This window comes from Micromonospora sp. WMMC415 (genome assembly GCF_009707425.1).
In the GTDB taxonomy this organism is placed as follows: domain Bacteria; phylum Actinomycetota; class Actinomycetes; order Mycobacteriales; family Micromonosporaceae; genus Micromonospora.
In genome coordinates, this window is record NZ_CP046104.1 from 5,190,334 (window position 1) to 5,204,139 (window position 13,806).

A 13,806-nucleotide genomic window follows, 5' to 3' on the forward strand; every position below is an offset into this window, starting at 1 on the left:
TCAACCCCTTTCATCTCGGTCGGCGCCGGAGCGGTAGATCCGGCCACCGCGCTTCGCCGCGGCCCGGTCGGTGGCAGTTCCGCCCGGTGTCGCGGGCAGCACGGCGGTCGGGTCCTCCTCGCTGCCGCGCAGCCGGCTGGCGCCACCCAGTCGGCTGGACCCCGCGTGGCGGGCCTGACGGCAGACCTCCAGACACATCGCCAGCGCGCCGACGTCGTCGTGCCGCTGGGGCGGGATCGGCACGTCGACCGCACCGCTGCTGATCTTGTCGGCCTCCCCGGCCAGCCGCCGCAGCGGCCGGGCGAAGACGTAGTACTGCCACACCGCGGTGAGCAGCACCGCGCCCGTCGTCAGGCTGGCGACCAGCACCGTCCACCGTCGACCGTCGCTCGCCGGCAGGCGGAGACCGTTGAGGTCCTGCTCCACCACCAGGGACCACTTCAGGGGCGTGACGGTGTGGGGCTTGCTCAGACCGGCAGCCGCGATCAGGGTCGGCGTACCGTCGGCGGCCGTCGCCCGTCCGACCGTGCCGCCCTTGAGCGCCTCGGCCGCCGCGCCGCGCGCGCTCCCCCGGAGTTCCTCGAAGGCGCGGAAGCCCTCCGAGTCGAAGATCGTCCGCAGGTTCTCGTCGACGATCCGGGCCTGGCCGTCCACCGCGCGGAGCATCTCCAACAGGTAGTCGATGCTGTACTCGCCGACGGCGGCGACGCCGTTGGCGCCCACCCGGAAGGCGTACACCACCGGGACGCGGGAGGTGTCGTCGTCCAGGTCGATGCCCGACTCACCCCGCAGCGGCTCGTTGCGCAGCGGCTCGCGTCCCGCCGAGCTGACCACCGACCCGTTGGGGTCGACCAGGTACAGGCTCCGGAACCGCTGTTTGTCCGCCAGTTCCTGCCTGAGCAGCGGGCCCATCTGGGCGGGGTCGCTCGCCTCGGCCGCCTGGGAGACGCGCAGCACCGTCTGCAGACCGTTGTTCAGCGCCTTGCCCATCAGGTTGCTCGCCGCCTCGGCCCGGCTCTCCTCGTCCCGGACGAGCTGATCGGGAATCGACGGCTCGGGGGCCCGGAGCGTGGCGGCCACGGCCGCCGCGGGCCAGAGCAGCGCCAGCACTGTGGCGAGGACCAGGCCCTGGGTGACGGTCGGGCGCCACCGCCACCGCCACCACCGCCGGGCAGCGGTGGGCGTGGAGGGGTCCGCGGAGGTCGAGGCCAACGCCCGGGCGATCCGGTGCGCCTCCGCGACCCGCAGCGGGCGACGCTTGGTGGAGGGCTCCCCGCAGGCGTTGGCCTTGGCCTGCTTGAGCAGCGATCGCACGGGGCGGACCAGCGACGTCCGCATCAGCAGGAAGCTGGGCACCGCCGCCGCCAGGAGCGTCAGGCCGATGAGGATGCCCCGGGTGGCGGGGGTGCCGCGCGTCTCGTCGGCGACGATCAGGGTCGCCAGGGTCACCCCGGTGTTGCCCACCGGGGCCGAGGACACCACCAGCTGCCGGCCCGTCCACTCGGTCACCCGGATCGGATGGCCCTCGCTGGCGTCGGAGCCGGCCAGCCCGTGGAAGACCGTCGGATGGTGGACGGCGTCGACGGCGCTGACCCCCTGCACGAGGGTGCTCTTGCCGTCGGGGGTGATGGCGAAGACGCCCTGTCGCGCCTCCGGGTTGAGCCGCAGCTCGTCCACGGTCAACTGTTGGGTCGCCAGCAGGGTCCGGGAGTGGTCCAGCCCGATGCTGCGGACCAGGACCGGCCCCTCCGGCGTGCTGATCGGGAAGACGTTCGCGGGCAGCGTCGGGGGCACCAGCTCCATGGGCAGTTCCGGGCCCTGCTTCGCCAGCGGACGGCGGGTGGCGTTCTCCATGATCACCGCACCGTTCCAGGTCGCCCCGTCGCCGACGACCTGTTTGAGCAGCTCGGCGTCCGGCGTCCCCGGGGCCCGCCCGGCGACCCGCTGGTCGAGGTCCTCCACGGAGTGCTGAATTGTCATACGTGTGCTGGTGGCGACCTTCGACACGTTGTCCCGCTGCGAGTCGACGATTGCCGGCGGCACGCCGCGCTCGTGGTTGATCGCGAATCCGAGGATGATGGCAGCCGCCAGGAACATGGTCGCCCAGAGGTACACGAGCGAGGGCACACCGGATCCGGCCGGAAACCCGGCGGCCGGCAGCTGTTGCGTCAGTGCCCGTCGCCGCCACTCGACGACGTGGTCCTGCCGCACCGCGCCCGACTCCGGCGCTGCCACCGGAGCGCGTCCCTGGAACCCCTTCCGGTCGCTGGGACGGTCGGGCGCAGCGTGGTCCCCTCGGCCTTCTCGCGTCATGGCGTCCCAATCCCTTCCGAGCGCATGGGAGTGTGCACGGTTATCTCGATCTTGGAACGGGCCTGGGTGATCCGGCTTCACCCGGCCCGGATGAATCCGGCGCAGCGGGCCGCGGGGCCGTCCACCCGCCGACCGCTGTGCCGGCTCGCTCGCCGGGGCGGGAGACCGCGGGCCGGCCCCGTTCCGGGGCCGGCCCGCGGCCTGTCACGGGTCGGGTCAGCTGGAGTAGCCGCGCTGGGCCACCCAGTCGGCCACCTTCTCGCTGCGCATCCAGTAGTGCTTCTCCGGGTCGTACGGGTCTGCGATCTTCAGCGTCTCTCCACCGTCGCGGTAGCCGACGATGCTCACGTAGTGCCCACCCGGGAACGAGTGCCGTTCACCCTCGGTGTCGACCGCCGTGCCCAGCGTGTTCGCTACCACGCCGCGTCGGGTGTCGATCGCCTCGACGACGTCGATACGAAGCTTGTCGGTCTGCCGGGGATCGGCGGTGGTGGTGCTGATCTCGGTGGTCTCGTAGCCGCCACCGGTCAGCTCGTTGAGCACCCGGGTGGTGTCGTCGGCCGAATCGGTTCCGGCCCTGGTGGTTCCGAGCTTCTGGGCCACTTCCTTCTGGGTGACCGTCTTGTCCTGGGTGGACAGGGCGATCCGTGTCGCGGCCGGGGCACAGTAGTAGGAGGTTCGCTGGGTCTGGTAGTCGAACTCCAGGATCTTCTCGCCCTCCGGGGGCGCCGGCTGCACGGCGGACACCTGGCCGCTGTCGGCCGGGTCGGCCTGGGCGGCGGTGGCCGGACCGGCGACGGCGCCACCGGCGACGACGAGACCAGCAAGGGACAGAATCCTCGTACGGCGCATTGAGTTCATCGTGAAGCTCCCATCGGTTGGCGCCCCGCAGAAGTTCGAGAGGCGCTAGCACGGCGGGGAAAGAGATCGCCCAGCCCACGCCGGTGGACGGGCGTCTCGGAGCTCCCGGCTTCCCGGGCTCTCAATCGCCTTCGCGGCTGTCGCGACGCGGTTACCCCCCGGCTCACCGCGAAAACCGGGGAACCTACTCCGCGAGCGACGGGATCGGGGGCGGTTTCCCGGATTCGGTCCCAGGTCGCACACGATCCGTCCGCCCCCGTCGACCGTCACACCGGGCCGGTGGGGCCAAGGTGCACGTGGGTACGCCCACCCAAGGCGGCGCACTATCCGTGACATGACGGCCACTCGCAGTTTGCACCCGTGTTAGCGTGGGGCTGCCAGGGTTTCATCACCTGCGCCCGACCGGTGCGCCGTCACGAGCGCACGTCATCCGCCGGCAACCGACGGCGAGGCCGGGTGCGCATCGCGTCCGTTGGTCGCCCCGCGGCCGGAGGCGGAGGGGGAACCGTGCAGGAAGAGTCCGCCAACCGGGGTCATGTCCGCTGGTCGCGCTTCGCCGCCCTGCTGCTGCCCGCGATCGCCCTCGCCGGCGCGATCCTCGTCGGTATCGCCAACGGCGCCCTCGCCGCCTCCTTCGCCGTCTCCGGGCAGACCTTCAAGGTTTCCGCCGCCAAGTTGCAGGGCGAGGGATTCGTCCAGTATCCCGGCGTCGCCGAGGAGGTCGACGGCACGAGGCATCCGGTCGCCGTCACCGGCATCCGCGAGGCCCAGCTCTTCGACCTCTGCCAGTCGGTCAAGATACCGGGCGCGCCGGTCGTGCTCAAGATCACCGCGGGCCAGGGCGGTAGGCCCGCCACCGCGGAAGACCTGTTGATCGATCTGGTATCGCTGCAGGGCGACACCGAGTTCACGAACATCAACATCGGACAGGACGCGTCGACCCTCGACCGCGGACCGGACGGAGCCAGGGGCGCCCCGGGTGCGTTCGGCCAGCAGGCCGACGCCGTGACGATCACGAACCTCCGCCAGGTGGCCCGAGCGATCCAGGCTGGACGGTTCAACCTGACCGGGCTCAGCTTGAACGTCAATGTCGGCGCTGACGCCAAGGAATGCTTCTGAGTCGACCACCGCAGCCGGGGGGCGGGAGCCGCACGCCCATCCTGGCCCGGACCCACCCGGCAGGAGCCACGGTATGAGAAGGGCCGAACCGCGACGCAACGCCCGCCCGAATGCCCTCCGCGCGGGGTGGGGCAGCTTCCGCCGGTGGCGGTGGACGCGCCCGTTCTGGGGCGGACTGCTCACCGCGCTCGCCGGACTGGCGATCTTCGGCACCACCCAGATGTCTCTGTCCGGCCTGGCGTTCCAGCTGGGGCCGACCGGCTTCCTCTCCTGGTTGATACCCACCATCCTGGTGACCGCCGGCCTGCTGATGTGGTTCAGCCCGCAACACCGCACGTTCTACGCCGTGGTCGCCGCCGTCACCGCGCTCTTCGCGCTGGTCGGGGTGAACCTGGGTGGCTTCCTGATCGGCACCGTGACCGGTCTGCTCGGCGCCGCACTGGCTGCCGGGTGGGTGCCGGGACGCCCCGCCACCCCGGGGCGCGACACGGCTGACGATGTGTCGACGAAGAAGGAAGGGACCGCCGAGCCCGACGACTCCGCGGACGACCGCCCGCAGCCCACCACGCCGTCCGCCACCACATCTGAGCAGCCCGCCACCGACATCTCCGACGAGGCGCCCTCGGCGAGCAGGCAGCCCTGGTCGACGAACTGATGTGGGGCGGGGGCGAGGCCGGGCCTCCCGTGACCAGGTCCGGCGCTGTCCCACGTGGCGTGCAGCGGGAGGCGACGCGGCTGCCCGGCCTGCACCGACAGCGGATTCTCGCCGCCCTGTTCGGACTGCTCGGCTCCGCCGGCCTGCTGGCCGCGCCCGGCCCCGCCAGCGCCTGCGCACCGGCCGCCCCGATGCGGGCCGCCCAGACCGGGGTCGGCCCCAGCCCGCTGCCCGCGCCACCCGGAACCGGCTGCGCCAGCCCGCCACCCGGCAGGCCCGGTGACGGTGCCCGCCACCGGCGTCTCCCCGTCGTCGCCGCCGACCCCGACCAGCCACCGGTGGCAGCGACCGCCTCGACACTCACCGCGTCGGCGGTGACCATGACCGGCCTGCGGATCGAGGGGATCGTCCAGCTTCCGACCGCCGACGGCACCCGTACGGCGTTGAAGTTCAGCATGGACGCGGCCGTCGCGGACGACGTACTCCTGCGCTCGCCCGGCCCGCGGGGCCACACCATGCGCCTCACCGCCGACCACATGGCGTTGCGCGGCAACGTCGCCGTCTACGCCACCCGCTTCGTCGGCCGGCTGTCCGGCGCCACGATCACGCTCGGCCCCGACCTGCCGCTCCCGGCCGGGATCCCCGACTCCCCACCCGGCCCGGTGACGTTCACGGAACCCGCCATCGAGCTGGTCTACCTCCGCACCGACACGCTGACCGCCCACCCGAGGCTCACGCTCGCCCTCGCCCGCAACTGACGGTACGTCGCCGTAGCGCTTATGAGCCCCGGACCTCGATCATTCGTCGACCCACTCGAGCAGGTCACCGGGCTGGCAGTCGAGCACCCGGCACATGGCTTCCAGGGTGCTGAAGCGTACGGCCTTGGCCCGGCCGTTCTTCAGCACCGCCACGTTCGCCGGGGTGAGGCCCACCCGTTCGGCGAACTCCCCCACACTCATCTTGCGTTTGGCCAGCTCGACGTCGATGCGCACGACGATGGGCATCAGATCACCGCTTCCATGTCGGTGCGCAGCGTCGTGGCCTGCCGCAGCAGCGCGCGCATCACCACCATCAGCAGCCCCAGCACGGTGACGCCGGTCAACAGCAGGAACAGCAGCAGCGGCAGTCCGGGGTCGTTCGCGTTGAAGCCGACGTACAGGAAGACGCCCAGGAGCACCACCCACGCGGCGGCGACGGCCCACACGATCCCGTCCACCCACCGCAGGGAGGCCTCGGTGAAGATGCGGTCGTTCTTGACCAGGGTGAGCAGCTTCCAGGTGCACGCGATCACCACCTGGACGCACAGCACCCAGAACACCGACACCGCCGTCGCGGGCCACCTCAGGTAGGCGAAGTCCGGCGACTTCTCGGCCATGTGCGCGAACTGACCCGGCAGCGACATCGTCTGGAACAGCACCAGGATCCCGAACAACAGCACGAGGAAGATTCTGAGCGGCGCCACCGCCCGATGTTCTGCGATCATGTATCGACTATCACTTAGAACCTATCGAATGTCAATCGATTGCGGCTCTCTCAGCAGGTCGATGCGGCCGGCGTCGGCGCGGCCGACCGCATCCGGCCGAACGCACCTGGCGCGGGCGGCGGCAACTTGCCACGCTGACGGTTGTGTATGACTACGACATGCTGGTGCTGGGCTCCGGCCCCAGCGGGCAGAAGGCCGCGATCGCCGCCGCCAAGCTCGGCAAGCGGGTCGCCATCGTGGACCGGCGCGACATGATCGGCGGGGTGTGCATCAACACCGGGACCGTCCCGTCCAAGACACTGCGCGAGGCCGTCCTCTACCTGACCGGACTGAGCCAGCGGGACCTCTACGGCAGCAGCTACCGGGTCAAGGAGGAGATCACGGTCAGCGACCTGGCGGCCCGGACCCAGCACGTGATCAGCCGGCAGACGGACGTCATCCGCAACCAGCTGGCCCGCAACCGGATCGCGATGATCACCGGCACCGGACGCTTCGCGGACACGCACGCCGTCTGGGTCGACGGGGGCTCCGGGCGGGAGGTCAAGGTCACCTTCGACAAGGCCGTCATCGCCGCGGGTACGCGCCCGGCCCGGCCGGACAGTGTCGACTTCGACGACCGGACGATCGTCGACTCGGACGGCGTCCTCAACCTCCACGCCGTGCCCCGAAGCATGGTGGTGGTCGGCGCCGGCGTGATCGGCATGGAGTACGCCTCCATGTTCGCCGCCCTCGGCACCAAGGTGACCGTGGTGGAACGCCGGGACCGGATGCTGGAGTTCTGCGACGAGGAGATCGTCGAGTCGCTCAAGTACCACCTGCGCGACCTGTCCGTCACGTTCCGGTTCGGCGAGGAGGTCGCCGCGGTGGAGAAGCACCAGACCGCGGCGCTGTGCGTCCTGAAGAGCGGCAAGAAGATCGTCGCGGACACGGTCATGTACTCGGCCGGCCGCCAGGGCCAGACCGACGATCTGGCGCTCGACGCGGCCGGGCTGGAGGCGGACCGGCGCGGCCGGATCCAGGTCGACACGAACTTCCGCACCTCGGTGGAGAACATCTACGCGGTCGGTGACGTGATCGGCTTCCCCGCGTTGGCGTCCACGTCGATGGAGCAGGGCCGGCTGGCGGCGCAGCACGCCTGCGGCGAACCGGTCCGCGCGATGCACGAGCTGCAGCCGATCGGGATCTACACGATCCCGGAGATCAGCTTCGTCGGGAAGACCGAGGAGGAGCTGACCGACAGCTCGACGCCGTTCGAGGTCGGCATCGCGAGGTACCGCGAGCTGGCCCGCGGTCAGATCGTCGGCGACTCGTACGGCATGCTGAAGCTGCTCGTCTCGCCGGACGACGGTCGGCTGCTCGGCGTACACGTCTTCGGAACCGGCGCCACGGAGATCGTCCACGTCGGGCAGGCGGTGATGGGGTGCGGCGGCACGGTCGACTACCTGGTCGACGCGGTGTTCAACTATCCGACGCTGGCCGAGGCGTACAAGGTCGCCGCCCTGGACGCGTCCAACAAGATCCGTAACATCAGCCGGATCGACGGGTGAGGGTCCTCCGGCTCGCCCGAGCGGGTCTGGCCGGGCGATCCCTCACCTCGCGATCCTGTCCAGAGCCGCGGCGAGCTGCTTCACGTCCAGGCCCGCGAGGTGGTCGAAGAAGTGCCGACGCACCGCGGCCAGGTGGGTGGGCCAGGCCTGCCTCAGGCGGGCGAGGCCGGCGTCGGTGAGCACGGCGTTCCAGCCACGCGCATCCTCCTCACACCTGACCCGCTCGACGAAGCGCTGCCGTTCCAGCTTCTGCACGACGCGGCTCATGCCGCTGAGCGACATCTCGCACGCCGTGGCCAGCTCGTTCATCCGCAGCCGGCGGTCGGGGGCCTCGGAGAGGTGCATCAGGGTGAGGTACTCGACGAGGGGAAACCCCTGTTCCCGGAGCATGTCGGCATCGATGGCGCGGGGCAGGGCGTAGATCACGCGATTGAGGGACCGGGCGATGTCCTCCTCGTCCGGGCTGAGCGGTCGCAGCCCTTCTGGTATCGGCGCCGGCTGAGGTGTGACGGTGGACATGCCACCACTTTACTTGCTTGACGAAGAAAATGTCGCCCGTATAGTTGCTGCGCGAAGCAAGGATGCCCGTCCGGGCGTCCTGCCATCAGGGGAGGAACCGCGATGACCAGGATCGGAATCATCCTCGGCAGCACCCGACCGGGGCGGAACGGCGCAGCCGTGGCGCAGTGGGTCTACGACATCGCCCGGGAGCGCTCGGAGGTCGAGTTCGAACTCGTCGACCTCCTCGACTACAAGCTGCCGCACCTGGACGAGATCTACCCGCCGTCGATGGGCCAGTACCAGCAGCCGCACACGCTCAAGTGGGCCAACAAGATCGCGTCGTTCGACGGGTTCGTGATCGTGACGCCGGAGTACAACCACTCGACCTCGGGCGCGCTGAAGAACGCGATCGACTTCCTCTACAACGAGTGGAACAACAAGGCCGTCGGCTTCGTCAGCTACGGCTCGGTGGGCGGCGCTCGCGCGGTCGAGCACCTCCGGCTGATCGCCGGCGAGCTGCAGATGGCCGACGTGCGGTCCCAGGTCGCGCTGTCCCTCTTCACCGACTTCGAGAACTTCAGCGTCTTCAAGCCCAACGACCACCACCGTGACGCGCTGAACACCACCCTCGACCAGGTCGTGGCGTGGAGCCGCGCCCTCGCGCCCCTGCGCGGCAAGTGAGCACACCGCCGCGCGGTGGCACCACCGTTCGCTGACCGCCCGGGGTGCGGGCTCGCGTCGAGCCCGCACCCCGGCGGACGTGCCGCACGACGAGCAGCGGCCACCACGAGGCCGGCGGATCGGCGACGCGGACCTCCCGAACGGCGGGCCGGGAGCGCGGTTCAGTCCGGGTGGCGGTGGCCGGGGTCCCGGCGGTACTCGGGACGAAGCCGGGCCTTGGCGAAGGCGGACTTCACCGCCGCCGAAAGCGCTTCGATGTCGTACGCGCCGTGGTGGCGGCTGCCGTTGATGAAGAAGGTCGGCGTTCCGGAGACGCTGCTGAGGTCGGCGGAGTCGATGTCCTCGGCGATCCGGTCCTTGCCCTTCCGCTCGGCGAGGTGTTCCCGGAACCGGTCGAGGTCCAGCCCGATCTGCTCGGCGTAGCGCATCATGTCGGCGGGGTCGAGCGCGTCCTGGTGTGCCAGGAGAAGGTCGTGCATCTCCCAGAACGCGCCCTGCTCCCCCGCTGCCTCGGCGGCCTCGGCGGCGAGTTGGGCATGCGGGTGCACGTCGGTGAGGGGCAGGTGCCGCCAGACGTACCGGATGTTGCGGAAGTCGGCCAGCAGTTCCCGGACCACCGGCTCGGCCTGCCCGCAGTACGGACACTCGAAGTCGCCGTACTCCACGACCGTCACCGGCGCCTCGCCCGGCCCACGCACGTGATCGCGTTCCAGATCGACCGGTTTCATCAGGTCGACGATCCCCTCGGCGGCGCCCAGCAGCGCGCGGGCCCGCCGCGCCGGGGAGAGCCGGGCGGCGAGGCGGAACACCAGCCAGGTGAGGGCGGACGCACCGACGGTCGCGACGAGGATGCCGAGCTTCGCGTCCTCAAGCTCGGGGCCGTCCAGCGCGTGCGTGGCGATCAGCAGGGCGATGGTGAACCCGATGCCGGAGACCGTGCCCACACCGATGACGGCGGCCCAGCCGACGGGCGGGCGGAACCGGTCGCGGCTGAACCGGGCGACCAGGTACGAGGTGGCCGCGATCCCGGCCGGCTTGCCGACGAGGTACGCCACGACGACGCCCACCGTGACCGGCGAGGTGACCGCGCGGGCCACCAGCTCGCCGTCGATCGCGATCCCGACGTTCGCCAGGGCGAAGAGCGGCACCACGAAGTAGCTCGCCCACGGGTGGTAGAGGTGCTGCAACCGCTCGTTCGGCGACAGCGCCGAGGCGAGCCCGGTCCGGGCCGAGCGGGCGAGCTGCGGGGTGGGCTGTTCCCGGAAGAGGCGGAACATCTCGCTCGCTCGTTTCAGTTCCTCTCTCCCGGGCGCGTAGGCGTAGGTGAGCAGGCCCATCACCAGGCCCACCACGACCGGGTCGACACCGGATTCGGAGACCGCGAGCCAGGCGGCCAGACCCAGCAGCGCGTACACCGGTCCCCACCGCACGCCCAGTGCCCGGACGAGCAGGACGACACCGAAGATGGCCGCCGCGACGAGCAACGCCGGCGGCGACGGATGTTCCGGGTAGGCGATCGCCAGCACCGCGATCACGATCAGGTCGTCGACGACGGAGACCGTCAACAGGAAGCCCCGCAGGCGGTCCGAGAATCGCGGCCCGAGGACGGCGAGCATGCCCAGCGCGAGCGCGGTGTCGGTGGCCATCACGACGCCCCAGCCCGCGGCGGTGGTCTCCCCGGCGTTGACGATGAGGTACATCGCGACCGGCAGGACGATGCCGCCGATCCCGGCCAGCAGCGGCAACGTCACCCGACGCCGCTCCCGCAGCTCCCCCAGGTCGAAGTCCCGACGCAGCTCCAGGCCGATCACCAGGAAGAAGAACGTCATCAGGCCGCTGTTGACCCAGGTACGCGCATCGTGTGACACCCGCCAGTCGCCGAGTTGGACCGAGAACGACGTGCCCCACACCGTCTCGTACGACGAGACGTGGAGATTGGCCCAGGCGAGCGCGGCCACCGCCGCGACCAGCAACGCCCGCGCGCTGCCGGTCTCGGTCTGCAGGAACCGGCGCAACGGGTCGTTGAGCCGGCCGACCCAGTCGGTCCGGCCGGACCACCCGCCGCGCGGAGTCTCGCCCGTCACGCAGAAATCCTCCCCCACCGGCACGCCGCCGGGCTCCGATTTGAGCAGCGACCGGAGACGACCGGCGGGGTCTCCACGTCGGGCGCGGGTCGCGGCCCGGCCCGGACGGGCGCTCCGGCACGACGGTGGTTCATCCCGGACACCGGTGTCGGGTCCGGGACGAACCGGTCGCCCAGGGCCTGCGTCGAAGCTCCTGCCCTAGTGCTGGTGCGGCCGGTTGCGCACGAGTACGAGGGCGACCAGGGCGGCGGCGAGGAAGACGACGGCGTTGACCCGCAATCCCGCCTGCACGCCCGCCGTCAGCGCCTCGGCGAGCGCCGCCCGGACCGGTTCGGGCAGCGGGTCGCTGCCGCCGCTGCCGGCCGCCACCGACGACTGGACCGCGCTGCGGGCCGGCTCCGCGACCTGGTGCGCGGCGAGCCGCTCCGGCAGTTCGGCGAGCAGCCGGGTGGTGAACAGGGTGCCCAGCAGGGACGCGCCGAGCACCGAACCCACCTGGCGGGCTGCGTTCACCGCTCCGGAGGCCATGCCGGCCTGGGCGGGAGCGACGCTGGCGAGCGCGGCGGCGGTCGCCGGGGCGACCACCAGACCGCTGGCGGCACCGAAGAGTGCCAGCAGCGGCCAGCGGTCACCGAAGCTGGTGGCCGGGCCCTGCGCGGCCAGACCGAGGCTGGCCAGACCGCCGAGGAGGAGACCGGCGGTGAGCGGCGCCTTGAAGCCGGTGCGGCGGATGGTGCGTCCGGCGCCGAACGCGGCGAGCGCGTAGACACCGAACAGCACCAGCATCCGCCAGCCGGTGTCCAGCGGGTCGAGGCCCTGGGCGCGTTCGTGGAACAGGACGAGCAGGATCGCCACGCCGGTGAAGCCGAACAGCGACACGCCGGCGACGGCCATGACGGCGCTGAACGACGCGGATCGGAACAGTCGGACGTCGAGCATCGGCGCGGCGGTGCGCAGCTCGACCAGGAGGAACCCGGCCAGCGCCGCCACGGAGCCGAGCCACGCGGCGACCACCGGTGGGCTGGTCCAGCCGTCGCGTCCGCCCCGGATCACGGCGTAGACGAACGCGGCGATGGTGACGGTGCCCAGCAGCAGTCCGGGCAGGTCCAGCCGGCCGGCGCCCTGCCGCGACTCGGCAACCCCGACCGCGGCGACGAGGAGCGTGACGACACCCAGCACGATGGTCGAGAGGTAGACGGTGTGCCAGTGGTGCTGTCGCAGCAGCGCTCCGGCGATGAGCGGGCCCACCGCCAGGCCGATGCCGGAGGCGGCCGACCAGGCGGTGATGACCTCGGTGCGCCGATGCGGGTCGGTGAAGGTCACACCGAGGATGGCCAGGCTGTTCGGCAGGATCAGGGCGCCGCCGACGCCGGCCAGGAACTGTCCGGCGATCACCCAGGCCGGAGTTCCGGCCTGTGCCGTCACGGTGCCGCCGAGGATCATCGCGACGACGCCGGCGAGGAAGAGCCGCTTGCGTCCGTACCGGTTGCCGAGCGTCGCGGCGGAGAGGACCAGGCTCGCCACCGCCAGGGTGTACGCGCTCGGGATCCAGATCAGGGTGGTGGGCTCGACGCGCAGGTCCCGCTGGATGGTGGTCAGCGCGGAGACGGTCGCGGTGATCTGCAGGAAGGTGATCGCCGCACCCAGACACATCGCGACGAGGGTCACGATCTGCGAACGGCGGGAGGGTGACTGCGGCGGACGCCCGGGCGGCGTCACGGCCGGCCCGGTCGGGGCCAGGGTTCGCTGGTCGGTCACGAGGGCTCCTGGAGGGGTCGGTGGCGGTGACGCCGGCCGGGGAGGCGTTGCCCGCCGGGCCGGCGACGCGCCGCGGAGAAGAGGTCGCCGGCGGTCAGGGCAGCTGCGGGTAGAGCGCGGCCACGCCGCCGGAGAGCCGGCTGCGCACGTCGCGGCTCACGTCGTCGGCGACGATCTCGTACGCACCGGCCGCGAGCTGGTCGACGGCGTACCGGGCGATGTCGGCCGGGGCGTGCTTGGCGGCGGTGACCGTCCGGGTCATGTCGGTGTCCATGTAGCCGACGTGCAGACCGGCGACGCGGATTCCCGCCGGGGCGAGCGTGACCCGTAGGCTGTTGGTCAGCCCCCACTCGGCGCTCTTCGCGCCGCTGTACGCGCCTCCGCCGGGCAGGGCCAGCCAGGAGAGCACGGAGAGCACGTTGAGGATGGTGCCGCCCCCGTTGCCCTCGATCACCGGGGCGAACGCCCGGACGACGGAGAGCGTGCCGAAGTAGTGGGTCTCCATCTCCAGCCGGATCTGCTCCAGGTCGCCGGTGAGCAGGTCTGCTCCGGTGGCCGTGCCGGCGTTGTTGATCAGCAGGGTGACGTCGCCGGCTTCCGCCGCGGCGGAGGCCACCGACGCGGGGTCGGTGATGTCCAGTTGGAGCGGGCGAGCGCCGGGAAGGTCGAGGTGTCCGATGTTCCGCGCGGCGGCCCAGACCGTGGCGCCGCGGGCGATGAGCTCGCTGGCGATGGCCCGCCCGAAGCCACGGTTGGCCCCGGTGACGAGGGCGGTTGCAGCCGAGATGTCCATGTCGTCCTGTC

13 protein-coding genes are annotated in these 13,806 nt (G+C 71.4%); 5 read left to right on the forward strand and 8 right to left on the reverse strand.

The features are described from left to right. Entirely contained in the window at positions 1-2,235 is a 2,235-nt protein-coding gene (locus GKC29_RS24350; protein ID WP_230688797.1) for a HAMP domain-containing protein, read from the reverse strand. A gap of 294 nt (positions 2,236-2,529) precedes the next feature. Continuing rightward, positions 2,530-3,174 (reverse strand): C39 family peptidase, encoded by a 645-nt coding sequence (locus tag GKC29_RS24355; protein WP_155333037.1) that lies wholly within the window; start codon positions 3,172-3,174, stop codon positions 2,530-2,532. 507 nt (positions 3,175-3,681) lie between these two features. On the opposite strand from GKC29_RS24355, the gene GKC29_RS24360 reads away from it, so the two are divergent. From GKC29_RS24360 to GKC29_RS24370, 3 genes are all read left to right on the forward strand, one after another. Then, positions 3,682-4,293: a DUF6230 family protein gene (locus GKC29_RS24360; protein WP_155333038.1), complete on the forward strand. Its 612-nt coding sequence runs from the start codon at positions 3,682-3,684 to the stop codon at positions 4,291-4,293. A gap of 73 nt (positions 4,294-4,366) precedes the next feature. Next, positions 4,367-4,948 carry a DUF6114 domain-containing protein gene (locus GKC29_RS24365; protein WP_155333039.1) on the forward strand — a complete coding sequence of 194 codons (582 nt, stop codon included), beginning with the start codon at positions 4,367-4,369 and terminating at the stop codon, positions 4,946-4,948. 59 nt (positions 4,949-5,007) lie between these two features. Continuing rightward, on the forward strand, positions 5,008-5,706 hold the full coding sequence (locus tag GKC29_RS24370) for a hypothetical protein (protein ID WP_155333040.1): 699 nt from the start codon (positions 5,008-5,010) through the stop codon (positions 5,704-5,706). A gap of 39 nt (positions 5,707-5,745) precedes the next feature. On the opposite strand, the gene GKC29_RS24375 is transcribed toward GKC29_RS24370, so the two are convergent. Both GKC29_RS24375 and GKC29_RS24380 read right to left on the reverse strand, forming a co-directional pair. Continuing rightward, the gene (locus GKC29_RS24375) at positions 5,746-5,952 is read right to left on the reverse strand and encodes a helix-turn-helix transcriptional regulator (RefSeq protein ID WP_026874506.1); all 207 of its coding nucleotides are present in this window, start codon (positions 5,950-5,952) and stop codon (positions 5,746-5,748) included. Next, on the reverse strand, positions 5,952-6,431 hold the full coding sequence (locus GKC29_RS24380; protein WP_155333041.1) for a DUF2975 domain-containing protein: 480 nt from the start codon (positions 6,429-6,431) through the stop codon (positions 5,952-5,954). Before GKC29_RS24380 ends, GKC29_RS24375 begins: the two co-directional genes overlap by 1 nt. A gap of 143 nt (positions 6,432-6,574) precedes the next feature. On the opposite strand from GKC29_RS24380, the gene sthA reads away from it, so the two are divergent. Further along, complete coding sequence (gene sthA / locus GKC29_RS24385; protein ID WP_155333042.1) at positions 6,575-7,978, forward strand: Si-specific NAD(P)(+) transhydrogenase; 1,404 nt, start codon at positions 6,575-6,577, stop codon at positions 7,976-7,978. A 42-nt stretch (positions 7,979-8,020) separates the two neighbouring features. Here the strand turns inward: sthA and GKC29_RS24390 are convergent, their stop codons facing one another. Beyond that, positions 8,021-8,497 carry a MarR family winged helix-turn-helix transcriptional regulator gene (locus GKC29_RS24390; RefSeq protein ID WP_155333043.1) on the reverse strand — a complete coding sequence of 159 codons (477 nt, stop codon included), beginning with the start codon at positions 8,495-8,497 and terminating at the stop codon, positions 8,021-8,023. Positions 8,498-8,599: 102 nt separating this feature from the next. Between GKC29_RS24390 and GKC29_RS24395 the strand changes: the two genes are divergently transcribed. After that, entirely contained in the window at positions 8,600-9,160 is a 561-nt protein-coding gene (locus GKC29_RS24395) for an NADPH-dependent FMN reductase (protein WP_155333044.1), read from the forward strand. Between the two features lie 161 nt (positions 9,161-9,321). Here GKC29_RS24395 and GKC29_RS24400 read toward each other — a convergent pair whose 3' ends face one another. From GKC29_RS24400 to GKC29_RS24410, 3 genes are all read right to left on the reverse strand, one after another. Further along, the gene (locus GKC29_RS24400) at positions 9,322-11,244 is read right to left on the reverse strand and encodes a Na+/H+ antiporter NhaA (RefSeq protein WP_155333045.1); all 1,923 of its coding nucleotides are present in this window, start codon (positions 11,242-11,244) and stop codon (positions 9,322-9,324) included. Positions 11,245-11,442: 198 nt separating this feature from the next. Beyond that, positions 11,443-13,002: an MFS transporter gene (locus GKC29_RS24405; RefSeq protein WP_230688798.1), complete on the reverse strand. Its 1,560-nt coding sequence runs from the start codon at positions 13,000-13,002 to the stop codon at positions 11,443-11,445. Positions 13,003-13,096: 94 nt separating this feature from the next. Beyond that, the gene (locus GKC29_RS24410; protein WP_155333046.1) at positions 13,097-13,795 is read right to left on the reverse strand and encodes an SDR family oxidoreductase; all 699 of its coding nucleotides are present in this window, start codon (positions 13,793-13,795) and stop codon (positions 13,097-13,099) included. Positions 13,796-13,806: the final 11 nt, after the last annotated feature.